The 22067-nt window shown below is 69.4% G+C and carries 19 protein-coding genes; 8 read left to right on the top strand and 11 right to left on the bottom strand.

Translation table 11 applies throughout. The features are described 5' to 3' along the window. Positions 1-139: 139 nt before the first annotated feature. The 3 genes from ACIBGM_RS44150 to ACIBGM_RS44140 all read right to left on the bottom strand — a co-directional run bounded on the left by ACIBGM_RS44150 (position 140) and on the right by ACIBGM_RS44140 (position 5235). A complete protein-coding gene (locus ACIBGM_RS44150) occupies positions 140-1117 on the bottom strand; it encodes an NAD(P)-dependent alcohol dehydrogenase (protein WP_396388970.1) in 978 nt (325 codons plus the stop codon). A 66-nt stretch (positions 1118-1183) separates the two neighbouring features. Beyond that, entirely contained in the window at positions 1184-3025 is a 1842-nt protein-coding gene (locus ACIBGM_RS44145) for a hypothetical protein (RefSeq protein WP_396388969.1), read from the bottom strand. A 44-nt stretch (positions 3026-3069) separates the two neighbouring features. Next, complete coding sequence (locus tag ACIBGM_RS44140; protein WP_396388968.1) at positions 3070-5235, bottom strand: glycosyl hydrolase family 28-related protein; 2166 nt, start codon at positions 5233-5235, stop codon at positions 3070-3072. A gap of 176 nt (positions 5236-5411) precedes the next feature. Between ACIBGM_RS44140 and ACIBGM_RS44135 the strand changes: the two genes are divergently transcribed. The 6 genes from ACIBGM_RS44135 to ACIBGM_RS44110 are packed head-to-tail and all read left to right on the top strand — an operon-like array spanning position 5412 to position 11605. Beyond that, on the top strand, positions 5412-6434 hold the full coding sequence (locus ACIBGM_RS44135; RefSeq protein WP_396388967.1) for a LacI family DNA-binding transcriptional regulator: 1023 nt from the start codon (positions 5412-5414) through the stop codon (positions 6432-6434). Then, on the top strand, positions 6435-8027 hold the full coding sequence (locus tag ACIBGM_RS44130) for an FAD-dependent oxidoreductase (RefSeq protein WP_396388966.1): 1593 nt from the start codon (positions 6435-6437) through the stop codon (positions 8025-8027). Positions 8028-8037: 10 nt separating this feature from the next. Beyond that, positions 8038-9288, top strand: coding sequence for an ABC transporter substrate-binding protein (locus tag ACIBGM_RS44125; RefSeq protein WP_396388965.1), 1251 nt, complete (start codon positions 8038-8040; stop codon positions 9286-9288). Continuing rightward, positions 9285-10223, top strand: coding sequence for a sugar ABC transporter permease (locus ACIBGM_RS44120; protein WP_360536847.1), 939 nt, complete (start codon positions 9285-9287; stop codon positions 10221-10223). Before ACIBGM_RS44125 ends, ACIBGM_RS44120 begins: the two co-directional genes overlap by 4 nt. Further along, entirely contained in the window at positions 10213-11043 is an 831-nt protein-coding gene (locus tag ACIBGM_RS44115; protein WP_396388964.1) for a carbohydrate ABC transporter permease, read from the top strand. The genes ACIBGM_RS44120 and ACIBGM_RS44115 overlap by 11 nt, the downstream gene beginning before the upstream one ends. Positions 11044-11080: 37 nt before the next feature. Beyond that, positions 11081-11605, top strand: a complete 525-nt coding sequence (locus ACIBGM_RS44110; protein WP_360536843.1) for a dihydrofolate reductase family protein — start codon at positions 11081-11083, stop codon at positions 11603-11605. A 27-nt stretch (positions 11606-11632) separates the two neighbouring features. Here the strand turns inward: ACIBGM_RS44110 and ACIBGM_RS44105 are convergent, their stop codons facing one another. From ACIBGM_RS44105 to ACIBGM_RS44070, 8 genes are all read right to left on the bottom strand, one after another. Beyond that, positions 11633-12217 carry a hypothetical protein gene (locus ACIBGM_RS44105; protein WP_396388963.1) on the bottom strand — a complete coding sequence of 195 codons (585 nt, stop codon included), beginning with the start codon at positions 12215-12217 and terminating at the stop codon, positions 11633-11635. Between the two features lie 643 nt (positions 12218-12860). Further along, the gene (gene hemB, locus ACIBGM_RS44100; RefSeq protein ID WP_360536839.1) at positions 12861-13838 is read right to left on the bottom strand and encodes a porphobilinogen synthase; all 978 of its coding nucleotides are present in this window, start codon (positions 13836-13838) and stop codon (positions 12861-12863) included. A 3-nt stretch (positions 13839-13841) separates the two neighbouring features. Then, the gene (locus ACIBGM_RS44095; RefSeq protein ID WP_396388962.1) at positions 13842-15602 is read right to left on the bottom strand and encodes a uroporphyrinogen-III synthase; all 1761 of its coding nucleotides are present in this window, start codon (positions 15600-15602) and stop codon (positions 13842-13844) included. After that, positions 15599-16480 carry a hydroxymethylbilane synthase gene (gene hemC / locus ACIBGM_RS44090; RefSeq protein WP_360536835.1) on the bottom strand — a complete coding sequence of 294 codons (882 nt, stop codon included), beginning with the start codon at positions 16478-16480 and terminating at the stop codon, positions 15599-15601. Before hemC ends, ACIBGM_RS44095 begins: the two co-directional genes overlap by 4 nt. Next, positions 16477-17793, bottom strand: a complete 1317-nt coding sequence (locus ACIBGM_RS44085; protein WP_396388961.1) for a glutamyl-tRNA reductase — start codon at positions 17791-17793, stop codon at positions 16477-16479. The genes hemC and ACIBGM_RS44085 overlap by 4 nt, the downstream gene beginning before the upstream one ends. Beyond that, entirely contained in the window at positions 17790-18545 is a 756-nt protein-coding gene (locus ACIBGM_RS44080; protein WP_360536831.1) for a redox-sensing transcriptional repressor Rex, read from the bottom strand. Before ACIBGM_RS44080 ends, ACIBGM_RS44085 begins: the two co-directional genes overlap by 4 nt. A gap of 116 nt (positions 18546-18661) precedes the next feature. After that, positions 18662-18898, bottom strand: a complete 237-nt coding sequence (locus tag ACIBGM_RS44075; RefSeq protein ID WP_396388960.1) for a glutaredoxin family protein — start codon at positions 18896-18898, stop codon at positions 18662-18664. Further along, positions 18895-20334 (bottom strand): class I adenylate-forming enzyme family protein, encoded by a 1440-nt coding sequence (locus ACIBGM_RS44070; protein ID WP_396388959.1) that lies wholly within the window; start codon positions 20332-20334, stop codon positions 18895-18897. The genes ACIBGM_RS44075 and ACIBGM_RS44070 overlap by 4 nt, the downstream gene beginning before the upstream one ends. Before the next feature lie 112 nt (positions 20335-20446). Between ACIBGM_RS44070 and ACIBGM_RS44065 the strand changes: the two genes are divergently transcribed. Together ACIBGM_RS44065 and ACIBGM_RS44060 are read left to right on the top strand one after the other, a co-directional pair. Beyond that, entirely contained in the window at positions 20447-21328 is an 882-nt protein-coding gene (locus ACIBGM_RS44065; RefSeq protein WP_360536825.1) for an HAD-IB family hydrolase, read from the top strand. A 43-nt stretch (positions 21329-21371) separates the two neighbouring features. Beyond that, on the top strand, positions 21372-21914 hold the full coding sequence (locus ACIBGM_RS44060) for a sigma-70 family RNA polymerase sigma factor (protein WP_360536823.1): 543 nt from the start codon (positions 21372-21374) through the stop codon (positions 21912-21914). Positions 21915-22067: the final 153 nt, after the last annotated feature.

Raw genomic sequence — 22067 nt, 5'->3', positions numbered from 1 at the left:
CGGGCCCCGGGGCGGGCCTGTCCGGGGTGGGGCTCGGTCTCTCTAGCTCCCTGCTGCCTACCCCCCCGCCCCGCGGCCGGCGCCCCCCCCCCCCCCCGCCCCCCTCCCCCCCCCCCCCCCCCCCCCCCCCCCCCCCCCACTAAACGGTGATGATCACCTTGGCGCGGGCGTGCTCGGTCTCGACGTACCGGATCGCCTCGGCGATGTCGGCCAGCGCGTAGGTGCGGTCGATGGCCGGGATCAGTTGCCTGTTCTCGGCCATCGACCGGAGCGTCGCGAGGTTCTCCGCGCTCTGCTTCGCGTCGCAGGTGACGATCCGGTCGCGGACGAAGCGACCAATCAGCACGCCGCGCATGATCAGGCTGACCGGCCCGATCACACTGCCGCCACGGGACACACCGCCACCGGACAGGATGAGGATCCCGCCCGGCGTCAGCGCCCGTCTGAGGTCGCCGAGGGACCGGTTTCCCACCAGGTCGAGGACGACGTCGTACCGCTGCCTGGTGAAGTCGTCTCGCGTGTAGTCGACGATCTCGTGGGCGCCGAGCGATCGGAGCAGGTCGACGTTCTTCGTGCTGCAGACCGCGGTCACCTTGGCGTCCAGCGCCTTGCCGAGCTGTACGGCGAACGTCCCGACGCCACCGGACGCGCCGTTGATCAGCAGCGACTGCCCGGACTTCAGCTGCGCCACGTCGCGCAAGGCGATCAGCGCAGTGTTCGCGGCGAGCGGGATCGCGGCCGCCTGCTCGAAGGTTAGGTTGGCCGGCTTGTGGTCGACCACGGTCTCGGGTGCGGCGACGTACTCGGCGAAGGCTCCGGGGGACTCGCCGTACACCTCGTCGCCGGGCTTCAGCCGTCGTACGTCCGGGCCGACCGCCTCGACCACGCCGGCGAAGTCGGTGCCCAGGACGGCCTTGGGCGCCCTGAGCCCGAACGACTTCGGATCCATCAGCCGGGCGATCAACGGATCGCCGCGCATGACATGCCAGTCCCGCGCGTTGACCGACGCCGCCCGGACCGCGACGAGCACCTGATTTCCGGTGACGTCGGGCCGGGCGGTCTCCCGGACCTCCAGCATGTCCGGCGCACCGTACCGGTCCTGCTCCACTGCCTTCATGTCTCGACGCTATTCGGCACCGGCAGCCGTGGCATCCGGACGATCCCTACCGGACCCCTGGATTGCTCAGCCGGTTGTACGCACGGTCGTCTCGAGCCGGCCGTCATGAGGGATGCGGAGGACGTGGACCCGGCGGCGCTGGTCGCGCAGGTAGGTGCGGGTCGACGTGCTGATCGTCGCGGTCCGGACGGCAGACCAAGTGATGGTAATGGTTGTCTGTCCGCGCCGGATCGTGAGGGCGTCCGCTGTCGCCGTACGCGTCTGGTTGTGGGGGACGACGGTGCCGTCCGAGAAGACGACCTCGTCATCTGGTTGAAGGACGAGCGGGATCTGCTCGGTGGCGGCTGTGGTCGCGGTGACCCGGCGGGTGACGGCGCCCGGGCCGAAGCTCAGGTCGGTCGCCACTGAGTCGTCGGCGGTGCGGTAGCGGACCAGGTCCTTCGACGGGTACTCGGCGACAAGGTTGCTCTCGGCATCGGCCTTGCCGTTGCGGACCGTACCCCAGCAACCCGTCGACGTCTGCTGCGCGTGGATCAAGGTGCCGGCCGCCGGGTGCCAGAGGAAGCCGGTGCCGGCCCTGACCGAGCTGCCCGGGCGAGTCCCGAAGAAGGCGCCGACGTAGTAGCCGGGACGCCGTACGTAGAGGTAGTCCTGGTTCTCGACCTCGTCGCGACGCAGTTCGGTGAAGTCGTCCTTGTGCAGGTACGGGATGCGGGCGATCGCGGTCTGCTTCGAGGCACGCGTCGGCAGCGTCTCGCCGTACGGCGCGTGCGCGATGATGCGCGGTGACGTGTCCTGCTTTGCCAACGCCGGCACCGGCGCCGGGTCCTCGGCCCAGGCCTTCCGGAGTGCCGCCTTGTCCTCCCGGCTGGTGAAGAAGGCCCCCAGGTCCGGTACGGCGGGGACGAAGTGCGAGCCGAGGATGGTCCGGTCGGGATCCGGGATCGCGTCGTCGTAGTAGGCGGTGGCGGTGCGGTCGGACACGGCGTAGTACGTCAGCCAGCCGGAGCCGTCCGGTTCACGCAGCAGGTTGTACCCGAACCACTCGGAGAACCGGCGGGTCATCGAGACCAGCAACGGGTTCCGGGTGAGCAGGTAGAGCTCGGCCATCTCCGGCAGCATCACCTCGAAGTTGTAGTTGATGTCCATCCCGCGCGGGTCGTAGAAGAAGCCGGCCGGGCTCTGCGACCACTTGGCGACGAACCGGATCCGCTCCTGCAGGCGCTGCCACCGGGCGAGGTCGGGCAGCAGCCGGAGGGTGAGGGCGGAGCCGGCCACGCCGGCGACGGCCTGGTTCGTGTACTTGAAGGGATCGTCCCAGACCACGGTGTTGGCCGGGTCCAGGTACCAGTCGACTCCCTTGCGCAGGGCACCTTCCAGCTGAGTACGACGGCTCGGCAGCGCATTGGCCTGGCGGAGGTTGGCCAGCGTCTTGGCCAGGTAGCCGAGGCCGAAGCCGCTCGACGCCTTGCCCCGCTCGGCCGGCGCGTACTCGGGCCACGAGCCGTCCGGGTTCTGCAGGTTCAGGTAGTGCTCGAGCGCGGCGTCGAGCCGGCCGAGCAACGCGGGGTCCCGGTGGTAGGGGTTCCAGGTACGGCGGTTGGCGTAGAACCAGCTGAGGGTGAACACGTGCTCCTGCACCCGCGCGTTGAACGGCTGGGCCGGCGTCCGCCACCACCCGCCGCCCATGAAGCCGTACGGCGTGGTGTCCACGATGTCGTTGGTCATCGGCGCGAGGATCACCAGGTACCCCGCGAACCGCTGCTCCCCCGGCGCGAACAGTCCGCGGTCCGGCAACCCGGCCGGCAGACCCGCGAGCGGCGGCAAGCTCGCGGCGTTGGCTCGCAGCGGCAGCGAGGCGAGCAACGGCGCCGCGGCGGCGCCGATCAACACAGAACGGCGTTTCACAGTCGTCCTCCAGGAAGTGAGATACAGGGGTACGGCGGCAGGGATCAGCGAATTTCCAGCAAGGTGAACTCTGGGTCTGGGACTGTTCGGCCGGTGCGGAGGTCGGCGGCTGCTGCGCCCCATTGGGTGTACTCGGGGGTCTTGTCGCGGTAGCCGCGGTTGCCGCGGAAGACGATGTTGCGCGAGTCGCGGAGGCCGGCGCCGTACGGCGATGGACCGAGGACTGTGGCGACGCGGAAGAAGACGGAGTTGCCGAACAGCAGGTCACGGCAGTGGTCCAGCTCGAGGGCCTGGGACTGCCAGCCGTAGATGTGGTCCTCGGTCTGCAGTCCGAGGAACTCCCAGTTCGCGACGTGCCGTAGGACGACCTCGCGGTACTGGTGGTGCTCGACGGAGACCTCGTAGACGCGGGTCGGAACGGTCGAGTGCTCGACCAACAGGCCGTTGTCCGCCCAGCCGTTGGCACTCCAGACGTTCGACAGGACGCCGCCACCGCCGCGGACCCAGACGCCGTACTTGTGGACGCCTTTGTAGGTGTAGCCCGGATCGCCGCTCGCGACTTCCTCCGGGTGCCACTTCACGAACTGGGTGGTGATGTCCGCGAGGTAGGAGCCGCGGCCCGACTGCCAGCTGATGTTGACCGACCCGGCGGTGTTCCGGGCCGTGTCGAGGCCGAGCCCGGTCACGATGTTGCGGCCGTTGGGCGGTGTCTCGACCAACGCCCTGGGGCGGTGCGGATCGCCAAAGTACGGCGTGCCGTCCGGGGTCCGCAACCAGGTCTGCCGCGGGTGCAGCCCGATCAGGTTGGAGTGCTTCCCAAGCCGAAGCGTGCCGGACAGCAGGTACTCACCGATCGGCACGAAGACGGTCTCGTGGCGATCGACGGCGGCCTGGAAGACAGCGAGATCGTCGGCCGTCCCGCTGCCCACCGTCCGTCCCATCTGCGCAGCGACCTCGGTGATGCTCACCCAGCTCGACACCGGCGGCAGATCGGGCACGTCGGACCGCAACATGTCGGACACGTCGCGATGCCAGCCGTCCGACAGCTGCACACCGTCGGTCCGGCTCTCGCGTGAGGACAACGCGTTGGAGATCCGCACGCCGTAGGTGAGCTCTCTGACGGAACCGTCGCGGCCGGGCGTGCGTGTTCCACTCTGCCCGCGCGTCAGGAGGGTCGGAGTACGGCGTACCACGCTGTCCACCAGGTTCAGCTGGTTACTGTTCCGAATCAGCGGATTGGTTGCACCCGGCAACAGCTCGCTGTCGTTCATCAGTACTGCGGTGTCGGTGAGTCCGTCGAGCAGGCAGTTCTGCAGGTAGACGTGCACGAACTGGCCCGGCACGCTCTCGACACCACGCGGTGCGTCGGCGAGCACAGTACGAACGATCACCAGCTTCGCGTCGTTGTTCGTCCGGATCGCCGTCTCGCGCTGGCCGGTGAAGCGGCAGTCCAGGACGGTCGTCTGCCACCCCGCCGAGGCTGCGAACGCGTTCAGGCCGACAGCGCCGCCGCGGACCCGCACTCGCTGGATGAGGTTCGCGTTGTGGTCGATGCCGGCCCAGCCGTCACCGGTGTCGATGTCCAGGTCCTGCAGGATGCACAACTGAGCGCCGCCGAACCGGACCGCGATCGCTCGCGGGTTGCCCGCACCGATCGCGATGTCGACGTTGATCAGCCCGGACCCGAAGGTGTCGTTGTTCGCGTACGTCACCGGTCCGCCGACCGGCCGGCGCCGGAACGCGAACACGTCACGCGGCGCCGTCCCGGCGTACCCGGGACTGTTGTCGGCCAGGACGAACCGTGGGCGGCGTACGCCGTACCCGATGATCCGGACCGAATCGTGCACGTCGATCGGCCCGCTCAGCCGGTAGGTCCCGGGCGGGACGAGTACGACGCCGCCGCCGTCACCCAGCGGGAAGTCGCGGACCCCGCCGAGGATGTCGCCGAGCTTGTTCGCGATGCCACGCCGGGATGCCTCATCGACCGCGGCCCGGACGGCGGCGGTGTCGTCGCCGATCCCGTCGCCGTGCACCTCGAAACCTGGTGACCCGAGCAGCACGGCTCCCGCATCAGGCGGCCGTGCCGTGTACGCCGACGCGAAGCGGACCGGATCCCGGTCACCGGTGGCGGCGGCCGGGATCGCGGTGCTGACGAAGGAGCCGACGACGGCGCCGGCGGCCAGGCCGGCGAACTGGCGGCGACTCAGCATGGAGGCCTCCTGGGCGGCAGGGGGTGATGGTGCAGCGAGTGTTCTCCGCCGGATCGGCGCCGGTCAACACCTTGTCGCTGCTAATCCGCATTACCACTGGAATGAGCCCTTGACGCTCGCTCGGGAGCCGTTCTACGGTTCCCTGGAAATGCGTATTACTGCAGAGGATTGATCGGATGCCGGACAGAGCCACCCGCCTCACCCAGCGCGACATCGCGCGGCTGGCGAAGGTCAGCCAGACGACGGTCTCGCTGGTGCTGAACAACCGCAGCGACGCGACCGCGCGGATCCCGGCCGAGACCCGGGACCGGGTGCTGAAGGTGATCCGGGAGACCGGCTACCAGGCCGACCCGCTGGCCCGGCGGATGCTCAAGCAGCGCAACCAGATCCTCGGCGTGTTCACCTACGAGTCGGTGTTCCCGAGCGCGAGCGGCGACTTCTACCACCCGTTCCTCGCCGGTATCGAGGAGCGCGCCGAGCGGCTCGGCTGGGACCTGCTGCTGTTCACCAGCGCGCCGGTGACGGCGGGCCGGCGACGGATCTTCCACGAGAACAACCGGCTCCGGATCGCGGACGGCTGCCTGCTCCTCGGTCGTCAGATCCCTTCTGACGAGCTGGCCCGGCTGATCGCCGAGGAGTACCCGTTCGTCTCGGTCGGCCGCCGCGACGACGCCGGCGGCCCGGTCCCGTACGTCGGCGCCGACTACGGCACCGCGACGCGGATCGTGGTGGAACGAGCCCAGGCGCTAGGCCACCGCCGGATCGCGTTCGCCGGGCCGGGAGCCGGCGCCGAGTCCTCGGCCGATCGCATGCAGGGCTTCCGCCAGGCGGCCGCCCGCGCGCCACACCTTCCGACGGCCGACCGCTCCGGCGGCGACCTGCTCGACGACCTGCTCGACCGCAAAGTGACCGCCGTCTTCGTCGAGGAGCGGGCGGACGCGATCGCGCTGGCCCACGCGGCTGCCCAGCGAGGTGTCGCCATCCCGAGCGACTTGTCCGTGGTCGCGCTCGGTGACTCGACCCGGCCGGCCGAGAGCGATATCGACTTCAGCGGCTTCCACGTCCCACGCCGGGCGATGGGCCTGCAGGCGGTCGAGCTGCTCGAGGCCGTGCTCAGCGGTACGGCGACCGAACGCCAGCTGCTGCTCCCGTGCGAACTCACCGACGGAACCACTCTCACACCACCGAAGGGTGCCTAGATGCATACCGATGTACTGATCGTCGGCGGCGGTCTCGGCGGAGTCGCCGCGGCGCTCTCCGCACTGCGGGCCGGCCGCTCGGTGATCCTGACCGAGGAGTTCGACTGGCTCGGCGGCCAACTGACCAGCCAGGCTGTCCCGCCGGACGAGCACTCCTGGGTCGAGCAGTTCGGCGTCACCGCGTCGTACCGCGCCCTGCGGGAGGGCATCCGCGACTACTACCGCCGCCACTACCCGCTGACCTCGGCGTCACGGGCGGCGACGCAGCTCAACCCGGGCGCCGGGTACGTGTCCAAGCTCTGTCACGAGCCCCGGGTCGCGCTCGCGGTGCTGGAGGAAATGCTGGCGCCGTACCGGGCCAGTCGGCGGCTGCAGGTGCTTCAGCCGTTCCGGCCGGTCGCCGCCGAGACCGACGGCGATCGCGTCACCGCGGTGACTGTGGAGCACCGGGACGCGGGCGATCAGCTGACGATCACTGCGCCGTACATCCTGGATGCGACCGAGACCGGTGAGCTGCTGCCGCTGACCGGGACGGAGTACGTGACCGGCTTCGAGGCGCAGAGCGAGACGGGTGAGCCGAGCGCTCCCGCCGAGGCGCAGCCGCTCAACATGCAGGCGGTGTCGTACTGCTTCGCGATCGACCACGTCGAGGGCGACCACGTCGGCGACAAGCCGGCCAACTACGCGTTCTGGCGGAACTACCAGCCGTCGTTCTGGGGTGATCGGCTGCTGTCGTGGACAGCGCCCAACCCGCGCACGCTCGAGAGCTCGGTGCGGACCTTCACACCGAACCCCGACGACGACCCGCTCGCGGTGGTCGCGGACCAGCGCCGTACCGGTGGTGACACGAACCTGTGGACGTTCCGCCGGATCGCGGCCCGGCGGCACTTCGAGCCGGGCGCGTACGAGAGCGACATCTGCCTGGTGAACTGGCCGATGATCGACTACTTCGAAGGCCCGGTCATCGACGTACCGGACGCCGCCAAGCACCTGGACGCGGCGAAGGAACTCTCCCTGGCGGTGCTCTACTGGCTGCAGACCGAGGCTCCGCGTTCCGACGGTGGGGTCGGTTTCCCGGGCCTGCGGCTGCGCGGCGACCTGCTCGGCACGGACGGTCTCGCGCAGGCGCCGTACATCCGGGAGTCCCGGCGGATCAAGGCGGAGTACACGATCGTCGAGCAGGACCTGTCGGTCGCGGTCCGCGGTGATCGCGGCGCGGTCGAGTACGGCGACAGCGTCGGCGTCGGGATGTACCGGATCGACCTGCACCCGTCGACCGGCGGGGACAACTACATCGACGTGGCCAGCAGCCCGTTCCGGATCCCGCTCGGGGCGCTGATCCCGCAACGGGTGGAGAACCTGCTGCCGGCGAACAAGAACCTCGGCACCACCCACATCACCAACGGCTGCTACCGGCTGCACCCGGTCGAGTGGAACATCGGCGAGGCCGCCGGCCTGCTCGCCGCCTTCTGCCTGGACCGTGGCGTCAGCCCGCGCGCGGTCCGCAACACCCCGGCCCTGCTCGGCGAGTTCCAGTCCACGCTGGTTGCTCAGGGCATCGAACTCGGCTGGCCGGACGTCTCCGGCTACTGATGGAGGACTCATGAAGCTACGTGCGCTGACCGCGGCCGCCACTGCCGCGGTGCTGCTGACCGCCTGCGGCGGCGGCTCCGGCTCCTCCGGGTCCGCCGGGGACGGACCGGTCGACCTGCGGATGACGATCTGGAGCGCGAACGCCAAGCACCTGGCGCTGTTCGACCAGATCGCCGCCGACTACAAGAAGGACCATCCGGAGGTCGGCAAGATCACCTTCGAGGCGATCCCGTTCGAGAACTACACGACCACGCTGACCACGCAGATCGGCGGCGGCAACGTCCCCGACCTGGCCTGGATCTTCGAGAGCACCGCGCCCGACTTCGTCAGCTCGGGCGCCCTGGCGGAGATCGACAAGGACACCGACCTGCTGCCGAGTACGACCGCCAACTGGGAGAAGGACGGCAAGCTGTACGCCTACCCGTTCTCCACCTCGCCGCTGGGTGTCTTCGTCAACACCGACCTGGTGACGGCGGCCGGACGACCGACACCGGCGCAGCAGATCGCGGCCGGGACGTGGACCTGGGAGGAGGCTGCCAAGACCGCGGCCGCCGTACAGGCCAAGGGCAAGGGCGGCCTCGTGGTCGGCGACTTCGACTTCAAGGGCTGGGACACGCTGAACGCGATCTGGTCCGGCTGGGGCGCGCGGCCGTGGAGCGAGGACGGCAAGAGCTGCCAGTTCGACCAGCCGGCGATGGTGGACGCGATGACGTTCGTCCACAAGCTGGTGTTCACCGACAAGGGCATGCCGGGCCCGGGCGTGACCAAGGACTTCTATGCCGGCGACTCGGCGATGGTGCTGACCCAGATCAGCCGGGCGGCGCTGCTGGAGAAGGCCAAGTTCAAGTGGGACCTGGTCCCGCTCCCGGAGGGCCCTGCCGGTAAGTACTCGGTCGTCGGCCAGGCCGGCATCGGGGTGCTGAAACGGGGCAAGAACGCCGACGAGGCGAAGGAGTTCCTCGCCTACTTCAGCAACGCGGAGAACTCGGCGAAGCTCGCGCAGTTCTTCCCGCCGCCGCGCAAGTCGCAGCTCACCACGACGACGCTGGCCAAGGCCAACCCGCTGCTCAAGCCCGCGCAGCTGGAGAGTGTCGTGGTCAAGGGCATCGAGCGCGGCACGATCAAGCCCAGCCACACCGGGTACGCCGAACTGCAGCAGACCGTCCGGGCCGCGCTCGACCCGCTGTGGAAGCCGGGCGCGGACGTGAAGACCGTGCTGTCGGACGTGTGCTCGAAGATCAACCCGCTGCTGGCGAAATGACACTGCTGCTGGAGAAGCCGGCCGCGTCGGTGACACCGGCGGGCAAGGCGCCGTACTGGACGATGCGGCGGCGCGACGAGTTGGCCGGCTGGCTGATGGTCGCGCCGCAGCTCGCCGGGATCGTTGCCTTCGTCATCGTCCCGCTCGGGCTGGTGGTCTGGTACAGCGTGCACGAGTGGAACGTGCTGGCCGGCTCGTTCACCTTCGTCGGGGCGGACAACTACACCGCGCTCGCGGACGACCAGCAGCTCGGGCCGGTGCTCAGGGCAACGGGGTTGTTCTCGGCGGGGCTCGTCGTACTGAACCTCAGTCTCGCGTTGCTCCTCGCCGTGCTGCTGAACCAGAAGCTGCGGGGCACGGTCGTCTTCCGGACGCTGTTCTTCTCGCCGGTCGTGGTGACGCTGGTCGCGTGGACGATCGTGTGGGGGTTCCTGCTGCAGGACAACGGCGGGGTGAACGCCTTCCTCGACGTCTTCGGGATCGACGGGCCGAACTGGTTGCGCTCGGGCGGTACGGCGATGGTGTCGGTGATCGTGGTGCAGCTGTTCAAGAACGTCGGGCTGAACATGGTGCTGTTCCTGGCGGCATTGCAGGGCGTGCCGGCCGAGCTCTACGAGGCGGCCCGGATCGACGGGGCGTCGGCGTGGGCGCGGTTCCGGCGGGTGACGGTGCCGCTGATCAGTCCGACCATCCTGCTCACGATGATCCTGACGATCGTCGGGTCGCTGCAGGTGTTCGCGCAGATCGCCGTACTGACTCAGGGCGGTCCGGGCACGTCGACGACGGTTCTTGTGTACTACCTGTACCAGCAGGCGTTCCAGTTCCATCACTTCGGGTACGGCTCGGCGCTGGCGTTGCTGTTGTTCTTCATCGTTCTGGTGCTGACCGTGATCCAGTGGCGGATGCGGCGGAGGTGGGTGTTCCATGAGTCCTAAGCTCAAGGTGCTCGTGTACGGCGTCCTGCTGGTGTGCTGTGTGCCGTTCGTGTTCCCGATCTGGTGGATGGCGACGACCTCGCTGAAGCCGGTGACCGAGATCTTCGCGTTCCCGCCGTCGTTGCTGCCGGGGTCGCCGACGCTGGACGCGTACCGGCAGGTGTTCGAGCTGCAGCCGTTCGGGCGGCAGTACGTGAACAGCCTCTACATCGCGTTGGCGGTGACGATCCTGACGCTCGCGGTGTCCGCGCTGGCCGGGTACGCGTTCGCGCGGATCCGGTTCCGGGGCGCCGGCGTGGTCTTCGTGATCGTGCTGACCGGGCTGCTGGTGCCGAACGAGGTGACGATCATCCCGCTGTACCGGATGTTCGACGCGCTCGGCCTGGTGGACACGCACTGGCCGCTGATCCTGGTCCCGGCGCTCGGGGCGCCGAGCGTGCTGGCCACCTTCATCATGCGGCAGTTCTTCATCACGCTGCCCGGTGAGCTGGAGGAGGCCGGCCGGGTGGACGGCCTCGGCCGGTTCGGGCTGTTCTGGCGGGTCTGCCTGCCGCTGGCGCGGCCGGCGATCGGCGCGGTCTCGATCTTCACCTTCCTGCACAGCTGGAACCTGTACCTGGAGCCGATCGTGTTCCTGTCCAGCAAGGAGAAGTTCACCATCCCGCAGGCACTGACGCAGTACGTCGACGCCTACGGGGGCCCGATGTGGAACACCCAGCTGGCAGCGGCGACGCTGTCCGCGCTCCCGGTCCTGATCATCTTCGTCCTGGCCCAGCGCCAGTTCGTCGAAGGCCTGGCCCAGACCGGGCTGAAGGGCTAGCCGGGGCCTGGTTGCGGCCGCGTGGAAAAATGTCTTCGTGAGCTTCCACGCGGCTGTTTTCATCGCCACCAGTCTCGACGGCTACATCGCGCGCCCGGACGGGTCCATCGACTGGCTCACCACGCGCGGCGAACACGCCGGCGACACCGGGTACGACGAGTTCATGGCGTCGGTGGACACCGTCGTACTGGGCCGGAACACCTACGAGAAGGTCCTCGGCTTCGACTTCTGGCCGTACGAGGGCAAGCAGGTCGAGGTGCTCAGCACCACTCTCGACCCGGACGCCGACGAGCGCATCATCGTGCACCGCACCCTCGACGCCCTGATCGAGACCCTGAACGACCGCGGCGCCAAACGCATCTACACCGACGGCGCCCGCGTCATCCAGACCTTCCTCCGCGCCGGCCTGCTGAACGAGCTCACCATCACCACCGCGCCCGTGCTGCTCGGCACCGGCATCCGCCTGTTCGGCGACCTCGACACGGACATCGCCCTCACCCACAACGCGACCCGCACCTTGAAAGCGGGCTTCACCCAATCCGACTACACCATCCACCGCTGACGTCAGTACGGCGACGTCGTACGGGCGTCACCTCGGGTCAGCGGTCGGGCGCCTGCGTGGGTCCATCGGGTCGCTGCCGACGATCCTCGCACCAGCCGCGGTCTGTATCTGCTGAGCGGCAGCGATCCCGACCTCGCTTTCGACCTGCGTCATGACCTCACGAATGTCGGCGGCGGTCAGCACCTGGTAGACGTCCGTCCCCGGCACCCGACTGACGACCCGATCGAGCTGGTCGAGCGCCACAGAAATCCGCCGGCTGCCCGCGTCCGCGCCCTCCATCGCCGCCTTCACCGTGCCCTCGAGCTTCTCCAGCCGCGCCCGCAACTGCGCAGTCCGCTGGTCCGGCGAGTCGCCGACCTGCTCGAGTAACTCCCGCCCACACGCAGCACTCCGCCCGAGATTCTCCCGAATCTTGAACAGCCGGACATCCGCCCGGAACACGTCCTTCCACAGATCCGTGGCCCGATCCCGCGCAACCCGCGTCTCCACCTCGCGCACCACCTCATCGGCCTGATTCGCAAAGTCAGCCGCATACCCCGCCGCCTCCCGAGCCCACATCAACTGCCGCGCCGCGAGCCCCGCCAACTCCCCATCCCCAACCACCTCAACCACGCCATCTCCTCTCTCACAGACCCGAGAGCGTAAACCCGACCGAGCTCAGCTGCCCGTCACGTGCAAGCGCACGTCGGAAGCCGGCCTACACCAACAGACGCAGCAACCGCCGCCTGCCGCCCCTGACCTTGAGAAGCCACCGACCACTTTTCGGCGGCCGAGATGGTCGGTGGGTTCTCAAGGTGCTGCCTGACGCGGCGACTCATTCTCCTCGACGCACCCGCCCCCATGCGTTTGCGAGGGGGCTCCGCGGTGTAGCCACCCGACGAAGTCATCCCCGCAGGCTACCCCTCGGGGTGGGACCGCGCGCATGGCTCGGCATGGCTAGGTGGTTGCGCTGGGCACCGATTAGTCGCGACCCTCCGCAGTGATCCGGTCTGGGATGCGACAGGCAGAAGCGCGAGGTGGTGCTTGTCCCGATCGCCGTGACGGGGGGTCGGCTTGCGGACGGGCGCCGACCTCGTCGTCGAGTGCGCACGACGAAGGAGTGCGCAGGTCAGGCGACAGCCGAAGTGGCGGCGGCAGCCGCAAAGGCGGGCGGCAGCACACAAGTGATGGGTGGGTGGGAGCGCGCGTCGCGGCCGCGACGTAGGAGCGGGTGCGTAGCACGCGTGGGATTGACCCCGGTGGCCGTGATGGGCGATTACCTCAGGAGGTGGACTGCTTCGGCGGCCCAGTAGGTGAGGATGGTGTCGGCGCCGGCTCGGCGGATGGAGGTGAGGGTTTCGAGGATGGCGCGGTCGCGGTCGATCCAGCCGTTGGCGGCGGCGGCCTCGACCATCGCGTACTCGCCGGAGATGTTGTACGCGGCAACCGGGACGTCCACGTGGTCGCGGACCTGGCGGATGATGTCCAGGTAGGCGAGGGCCGGCTTCACCATCACGATGTCGGCGCCTTCGGCCACGTCGAGGTCGACCTCGCGGAGGGCCTCGCGGGCGTTCGCGTTGTCCTGCTGGTACGTCTTGCGGTCGCCCTGGAGCGACGAGCCGACGGCCTCACGGAACGGACCGAAGAAGGCCGACGCGTACTTCACGGCGTACGCCAGGATCACCGTGTCCTGGAAGCCGGCCGCGTCCAGCGCCGTACGGACCACCCCGACCTGCCCGTCCATCATCCCGGACGGCCCCACCACATGCGCGCCGGCGGAGGCCTGGGCGACGCCCATGTCGGCGTAGATCGCGAGCGTCGCGTCGTTGTCGACGCGACCGGACGAGTCCAGTACGCCGCAGTGCCCGTGCGAGGTGAACTCGTCCAGGCACAGGTCCGACATCACGAGCAGCGCGTCGCCGACCTCGCTGACCGCGTCCCGGATCGCGACGTTGAGGATGCCGTCCGGGTCCAGCGCGCCGGAGCCGGTCTCATCCTTCGACGTCGGTACGCCGAACAGCATGACGCCACCGAGTCCGAGCTGGGCCGCCTCGGCGACCGCCTTGCGGGCGGTGTCGCGGGTGTGCTGGTACACGCCCGGCATCGACTTGATCGCGATCGGCTCGCGGGCGTCTTCCCGGATGAACATCGGCAGGATCAGCTGCCGCGGTTCCAGGGTGGTCTCCGCGACCAGCCTGCGCATCGCCGCCGACGACCGAAGCCGCCGCGGCCTGACCTCCGGGAAACCAGGCACTGATCAGCTCTTCCTGCGGGAGCCCGAGCGGCGCTCGGACGGGCGGGTGACCGGTTCACCGGCCTCGATCATGGTGTCACGGCGGTCGGCGCCGAAGCGAGCGAGGGCGTCGGCCAGTTCCTCGGCGGACGGGGTGTCGGCCATCGCGTCGACCCGCAGGCCGTGCTCCTCGGCGGTCTTCAGGGTGGCCGGGCCGATCACCGCGATCACCGTGGACGCGTGCGGCTTGCCGGCGATGCCGACCAGGTTGCGCACCGTCGAGGACGAGGTGAACACGACCGCGTCGAACTTGCCGGACTTGATCGCCTCGCGGGTCGGCGCGGGCGGCGGGGCGGCCCGGACGGTCCGGTACGCCGTCACGTCGTCGACCTCCCAGCCGAGGTCGGTCAGGCCGGCGACCAGGGTCTCGGTGGCGATGTCGGCCCGCGGCAGGAACACCCGGTTGATCGGGTCCAGCACCTCGTCGAACGGCGGCCAGTCCTCGACCAGGCCGGCCGCGGACTGCTCACCGGACGGGACCAGGTCCGGGCGGATGCCCCAGGCGCCGATCGCCTCGGCGGTCTTGTCGCCGACCGCGGCGATCTTCAGCCCGGAGAACGCCCGCGCGTCCAGGCCGTACTCGTCGAACTTCTCCCGGACCGCCTTGACCGCGTTGACCGAGGTGAACGCGACCCACTCGTAGCGGCCCTCGACCAGGCCGCGGATCGCCTTGTCCATCTGCTGCGGGTTGCGCGGCGGCTCGACCGAGATGGTCGGGACCTCTTCCGGCATCGCGCCGTACCGCCGGAGCCGGTCCATCAGCGGGCCGGCCTGGTCCTTGGTGCGCGGCACCAGGATCCGCCAGCCGAACAGCGGCTTGGTCTCGAACCAGGACAGCGCCTCGCGCTGCTCGACCACGGCGCCGACCACGACGACGGCCTCGCCGGTCACCTTGGCTGCGCGCAGGTCGGCGACGATCGTCTCGAGGGTGCCGACCACGCTGGTCTGCAGGGTCGTCGTACCGCCGACGGTCACCGCGACCGGCGTGCCGGCGTCGAAGCCCGCCTCGATCAGCGCGGCGACGGTCTCCTTGAGTACGTCGGTCGCGTTCAGCAGCACGAGCGTCTGCTTGGGGTGCAGCCGGCTGAGGTCGAGCTTGGCCTCGGCCAAGTCGAGGACGGTGACCTCACGGTCGCCCTTCATGGTCAGCGGGATCCCGGCGTACGTCGGGACGGCGCTGACCTCGCTGACACCCGGGATGATGTTGAACCCGATGCCCGCCTTCCGGCACGCGGCCGCCTCCTCGGCGCCGCTGGAGAAGGTGAACGGGTCACCGGTCAGCAGGCGTACGACGTTCGCCGCGGACTTGGCCGTCTTCACCACCAGTCGTGCCCGGGCGGCGACCTTCAGCGCCCGGCTGCCCTCTGCGCCGGACCCGTCGACCACCTCGACACCCGGCCTGCAGAAGGCCAGGAAGGCGTCGTGCTCGGGGCCCTCGACCACGACGGCGTCGGCGTTCGCCAGGACGTCGCGGCCGGCCAGCGTCAGCAGGGCGGGGTCGCCCGGCCCGACACCGACGAACGTGACATGGCCGAGTGGTCTGGTCTGCTTGACCGTGCTGGTGGCGGCAGCCTTCGCCGGCACTTTCTGAGGCGTCCTGGATGCCGCGGTGGCTGCTGTCTTCGCGCTGCTCACGTCTGCCTTCGCCCTCGTCCTCGTCCTGCTGCTCGTCTTGTGCGCCGTGTCATGCGACGCCCTCGTCGTCGTGCCCCGTGCCGGTGTCATGTCTGCTCCAGCAACTCGTTCGCCAGCGCCTTGCCCAGTGACACCGGGTCGTCCACCGGCCCGTTGGCCGACAACCGCCGTACGCCGTCCTCCTGGCCGAGCGCCCCCCGCAGCCACAGCTCCGGGCCGTCCTCGCCTTCGACCACTTCGGCGAGGGCGCCGACCGGAGCCGTGCACCCTGCCTCGAGAGTGGCAAGCATCTGCCGCTCCGCCGTCACCGCCGCCCGGGTGCCCGGGTCCTCCAGCGGCGCCAGCGCGGCCAGCACCTCGGTGTCGTCCGCCCGGCACTCGATGCCCAGGGCACCTTGTCCCGGAGCCGGCAGGACCTGGATCGGATCCAGCGTCTCGGTCACCTCGGCGAGCCGTCCCAACCGGGACAACCCTGCCCTTGCCAGCACCACCGCGTCCAATTTGCCATCGGCCACCATCCCGATCCGGGTGTCCACGTTGCCGCGGATCCCGGTGCACTCGAGGCCGAGGCCGAGCGCGTCGAGCTGGGCGACCCGGCGGGGTGAGCCGGTGCCGACGAGGGCGCCCTGCTGCAGCTCGCCGAGGGTCAGCCCGTCGCGGGCGACCAGCACGTCGCGCGGGTCCTCACGGACGGGTACGGCGCCGATCGCGAGACCCTCGACCGGTGCGGTCGGCAGGTCCTTCAGCGAGTGCACGGCGATGTCGATCTCGTTGGACAGCAAGGCGTCGCGCAGCGCGCTGACGAAGACGCCGGTGCCGCCGATCTGCTCCAGCGGCGCCCTGTTCACGTCGCCGGCGGTGACGATCGGGACCAGGTCGACCTCGTGCCCGAGCGCTCGCAGCTGGTCGGCCACCCAGGTCGCCTGCGCGGTCGCGAGGGCGGACCGCCGCGTGCCGAGCCGGATCATGCGCGGTCACCTCCGGTCGCGTCGGCGCGGGTGTTGCTGGTCTCTTCCGGGATCTTCGCGGCCGTGACCGCGTCGACGGTGGCCGGATCGAGCGCGAACAGCTCGCGGAGTGCTTCGGCGTACGTCGGTCCGCCTGGATCGGCCGCCAGCTCTTTCACCCGCACGGTCGGCGTGTGCAGCACCTTGTCGACCACCCGGCGAATGGTCCGGGCGACCTCCTGCCGCTGCGCGTCGTCCAGCCCGGGCAGCTTGCGCTCCAGCCGGGCCAGCTCGGAATCGACCAGCTCGGTCGCCATCGCCCGCAGCGCGACCACGGTCGGCGCGACCGATGCGGCCCGCCGGGTGGCCTCGAACGATCCCGTCTCCTCCGAGACGATCCGCCGTACGCCGTCGATGTCGTCCTCACTGCCGCCTGCCGTCCCGGCGAGGTCGGCCAGCGTGACGAGCGTGACCCCGGGGATCCGGGCCGCCTCGGGCGCAACGTCCCGTGGCAGCGCGACGTCCAGCACCCCGAACGGCCGCCCGTCAGTCGCGTTCCGGATCATTTCTTCGGTCAGTACAACGCCGCGCGCGCCGGTGCACGACACGACGAGGTCGGCCTCGGCCAGCGCCTCGGGGACGTTGGCCAGCTGGACCGCCGTCCCGCCGACCCGCTTGGCCAGCGCAACCGCGCGGTCGTAGTTGCGGTTGGCAATCGTCACGCTCGCGGCGCCGCCGTTGAGCAAGGTCTGCGCGGCCAGCGAGGCCATCGAGCCGGCGCCGACGATCAGCGCGCGACGGCCCTCGAAGCCGCCGACCGCGTCGAGGCCGGCCGAGACGACGGAGCGCCCGGCGGCGTCGATCCCGGTCTCGGTGCGGGCCCGCTTGCCGACCCGCAACGCGTGCTGGAGTACGGCGTTGAGCTCGGTGCCGACCGTCTCCAGGTCCTGGCCGACGCGCAGCGTGTCCTTCACCTGGCCGAGGATCTGGCTCTCGCCGACGATCATCGAGTCGAGGCCCACCGAGACCTGGAACAGGTGCGCGACGGCGCCTTCCTCGAAGTGCACGTAGAGGTGCTCGGCCAGGTCCAGCAGCGGTACGCCGGTGACGTCGGACAGGATCGCGGTCACCTCGTCCATGCCGGCGTGGAACCGGTCGACGGTCGCGTAGACCTCGGTCCGGTTGCAGGTGGCGAGGACCGCGGACTCGGAGACCGCCGGGGTGTGCTTGACGGCCAGGGCCAGCTTGGTCGCCGCGTCCGGGTCGAGCGCCACTCGCTCGAGGACGTTGATGTCAGCTGAGCGGTGGCTGATACCGACGACCAGGTAACTCATGCGCCGACACCTCCGCCCACACTCGGCAGATCGGTCAGACCGTTCATCGCTGGTAGCTCGGGCACCTCGGGGAGCGCCGCCTCTCCGGACTTTCGTTGTTCGTGGTACGCCAGGATCTGCAACTCGATCGAGAGGTCCACCTTGCGGATGTCGACGCCGTCGGGCACGGACAGCACGACGGGCGCGAAGTTCAGGATGCTGGTCACCCCGGCGGCGACCAGCCGGTCGCACACCTCCTGGGCGGGACCGGCAGGCGTGGTGATGACCCCGATCGAGACCCGGTCGGCCTTCACGATGTCCTCGATCTGGGCGAAGTCGCGGACCTCCATGTCGCCGACCCGCTCCCCGATCAGGTTCGGGTCGGCGTCCAGCAGCGCCACGATCCGGAACCCGCGGGTGCCGAACCCGGAGTAGTTGGCCAGCGCGTGCCCCAGGTTTCCGATCCCGACGATGACGACGGCCCAGTCCTGGGTGACGCCGATCTCGCGGGCGATCTGGTAGCGCAGGTACTCCACGTCGTACCCGACGCCGCGGGTGCCGTAGGAGCCCAGGTAGGACAGGTCCTTGCGGAGCTTGGCCGAGTTCACGCCGGCCGCGGTCGCCAGATCCTCGCTCGACGCGGTGGCGATCCCGCTGTCGGACAGCGCAGTGAGAGCCCGCAGGTAGACCGGCAAGCGCGCGACAGTCGCCTCGGGAATGCCGCGTTCGGTTCTCGTCGGCGGGCCGGGGCGACGGCTGCTGGCACGCGTCACAATTCTCCTGGGAACGGTTCTCCACGGCCGCGGTCTTGACGGCCGGCGGCTCTTCTTACTCTAGGAGCTTGTGAACGTGAGAACAAAATCGGCGAAGGCCGAGGTGACGGACAGCACTAAGAGGTGAGGGCCTTCCGGAGCCTGGCTGGGTCGACGCGCCAGAAGTCGTGCTGCTTGCCGTCGACGAACGTCACCGGGATCTGCTCGCCGTACTCCGTGAGCAACCGGTCATCCTGCGTGATGTCGATCTCGGACCAGTCGACGCCGAGCTCGGCGCAGACCGCCTGGACGATCGTCCGGGCGTCGTCACAGAGGTGACAGCCGGGCTTGCCGTAGAGCGTGACCCGGGTCATTTCCGCAGCCGGCCCTTCGCGACCTTGCCGGTGACCGAGTGCGGCAGGTGGTCGACCACCTCGATCTCGACCGGGCACTTGAACCGGGCCAGCCGGGTCTCGGCGTACTCCCGCACCGCGGCCGTGTCCACGCTCGCGCCGGTCTCCGGTACGACGAACGCCTTCACCGCCTCCCCGGTCTCCTCGGACGCTACGCCGATCACGGCGGCCTCGCGGACGCCGGAAGCGCCGACCAGGACCTCCTCGACCTCGCTCGGGAAGACGTTGAACCCGGACACGATGATCAGCTCACGCAACCGGTCCACCAGGAAGAGGTCGCCGTCGGCGTCCAGGTAGCCGACGTCGCCGGTGCGGTACCAGCCTTCCTCGTCCGGTCCGTCGACACCGTCCGGCCAGTAGCCGGAGAACAGGTTGGCGCCTCGGATCAGGATCTCGCCGGGATCGTCGCCCTCGACGTCCTCACCTTGTTCGTCGGCGATCCGAAGCTCGATGTTCGGCAGTGCGCGGCCGACCGAACCGGGCTTCGGGTCCTCCTCGCCAAGGGTCGTGGTGACCCCCGGGGAGGCCTCGGTCAGGCCGTACCCCTGGTGGACGAACTTGCCGGTCTCCTGCTCGAAGCGGTCGGCCAGCGCGCGGTCGAGAGTCGACGCGCCGGTGAGGACGACCTTGACCGTCTGCAGGGCGTCGTGGAGACCTGGCTGAGCCAGCAAGGCGTGCAGGGCCGGCGGGGCGAGTGGCAGCCGCGTCACGCCGTACCTGCTGATCAGGTCGAGGGTGTGGACCGAGTCGAAGCGCGGTTCGACGACGAGCGCCGCGCCGGTCGCGACGGCCCAGCCGAGAACGGCGTTCAGGCCGAAGGCGTGGAACATCGGCAGCACGCCGAGTACGACGTCGTCCGGGCCCATCCGGTCCTCGCCGAGGCCGGAAAGATTCTTCACGTTCGCGGCCAGCGCGCGGTGCGACAACATCGCCGCCCGCGGGTCACCACTCGTCCCGGACGTGTAGAGCAGGACCGCGAGGGTCTCCGGGTCGAGCTGCGGAAGTAACGGAGCGTCACCCTGGAGATCGCCGGCCCGGACCGTCCGGAGGCCCTGGACCTTGTCCGCGAGGTCTCCGTCGGCGATCGCCAGCCGGGCGCCGGAGTGCTCCACGACACCGCTGATCTCGGCCGCCGTCAACCCCGTGTTCAGCGGTACGGCGACCAGGCCTGCGCGGAGAATCCCCAGGTAGGACGTGACAAAGTCGATGCTGTTGGCCTGCAGCAGGATGACTCGGTACCCCGGCACCAGGCCGGCTGCGGCGAACCCCTGGGCAGCCCTGTCGACGGCGGCGTCGACCTCGCCCCAGGTCAGCCGCCGGTCGCCGTCGACCAGTGCGAGACGTTCGCCGTGACGTTGCGCTGTGTCACGAAGAACGTCCGCGAAGTTGAAGTTCACCAGGCGAGTCTGCCACGTTCACCCGGGCATGTTGCGCTCCCCCGGGCACAGTTCGAGACGGTGACGCGCAGTAGGCGACAGGCGAGGGTTCCGTGCCCTAAGGTCCTGCTTCATGGGTGGGGGTACGTCACGTGACCTCCGAGCCAGATCGATTCTGGCTGGGGAGGCCAGCGCGGCCGCGGCCGAGCTGGAAGCGGCACTGGAAACGCCGCAGGTTCCCGACGCGGCTGCGTTCTTCGATGTGGACAACACGATGCTGCAGGGCGCGTCGATGTTCCATCTGGCCCGCGGGCTGTACCGCCGTAAGTTCTTCACGACCGGCGAGATCGCGCAGAAATCCTTTGCACAGTTGAGGTTCCGGCTCCAGGGCGAGACTCCGGACTCGGTCGCGAACGCGCGGGCCGCGGCGCTGTCGTTCATTGCCGGCCACCGGGTGGCCGAGGTGCAGATCCTGGTCGAGGAGATCTTCGACGAGATCATGGCCGACCGGATCTGGCCGGGCACGCTCGCGCTGGCGCAGCAGCACCTCGACGCCGGCGAGCGGGTCTGGCTGGTGACAGCGGCTCCGGTCGAGGTCGCGAGACTGCTCGCCAGGCGGCTGGGACTGACCGGCGCGCTCGGAACGGTTGCAGCAGAGCGTGACGGGATATATACAGGTGAACTCGTGGGCGACATCCTCCATGGCCCGGCCAAGGCGGAGGCCGTCCGCGCGCTTGCGGCGCGCGAAGGGCTGAACCTGGCCTCCTGCGCGGCGTACTCGGACTCGGTGAACGACCTGCCGATGCTCGAGCTGGTGGGGAATCCATGCGCGATCAACCCCGACAGCAGGCTGCGCCGCCACGCGGAAGTCGCCGGCTGGCGCATTCGTGACTATCGGACCGGACGGAAGGCGGCACGCCTCGGACTGTTGACAGCGGGTGCTTCAGGCGTAACGCTCGGTGCTGTCTCAGCCGCTGTGGCCATCCGCGGATGTGTCAGAAGACGTGTCAGTTGAACGGGGAGAAATCTTGACGACGCCGGAGCCAAGCCCGGACGGGATGAGACGTGCAGAGCTCGTCGATCGCGCCCAGGCCGGGGACGTCGGTGCCTTCGGTGAGCTGTACGACGAGTACTCGCTCACCGTCTACCGCTACATCTACGCGCGGGTGTCGTCGTCGGCACTCGCCGAGGACCTGACCAGCGAGACGTTCGTCCGGGCGCTGCGCGCGCTGGACTCGTTCCGCTGGCAGGGCCGGGACTTCGGAGCCTGGCTGGTGACGATCGCCCGGAACCTCATCACCGACCACTACAAGTCCGGCCGGGTCCGGCTCGAGGTGGTCACGGACGAGATCGAGACGCACGACCGGCAGACCGAGGGGCCGGAGATCGACGTACTCGCCGCCGCCACCGCCGAGGTGCTGCGGGACGCGGTCGCGGCCTTGCCCGACGAGCAACGCGACTGCCTGACGATGCGATTCTTCGCCGGATTGTCGATCGCGGAAACGGCCAAGGCGCTGGAGAAGTCCGAAGGCGCCGTCAAGCAACTGCAACTGAGGGCCGTACGGCACTTGGCGAAGGTTATCCCCAAGGACTTGAGGTGAGGCGGATGACAACGAATGTCTTTCGTAACCCGTCAGGGAGTTTCCTCGTTTGCCTGATGAGGACCTGTCGGTGACCCCGACTGGCCATTGAGGAGAACGAGAACTCATGAGTGACCTACACAGGGCTCGAGCGCGCGCGGAGGCATTCGCGCA

Source organism: Kribbella sp. NPDC050470, assembly GCF_044458365.1.
Lineage (GTDB): Bacteria > Actinomycetota > Actinomycetes > Propionibacteriales > Kribbellaceae > Kribbella.
The sequence above is the reverse complement of the archived record's forward strand: the minus strand, read 5'-3'. Positions and strand labels throughout refer to the sequence as shown.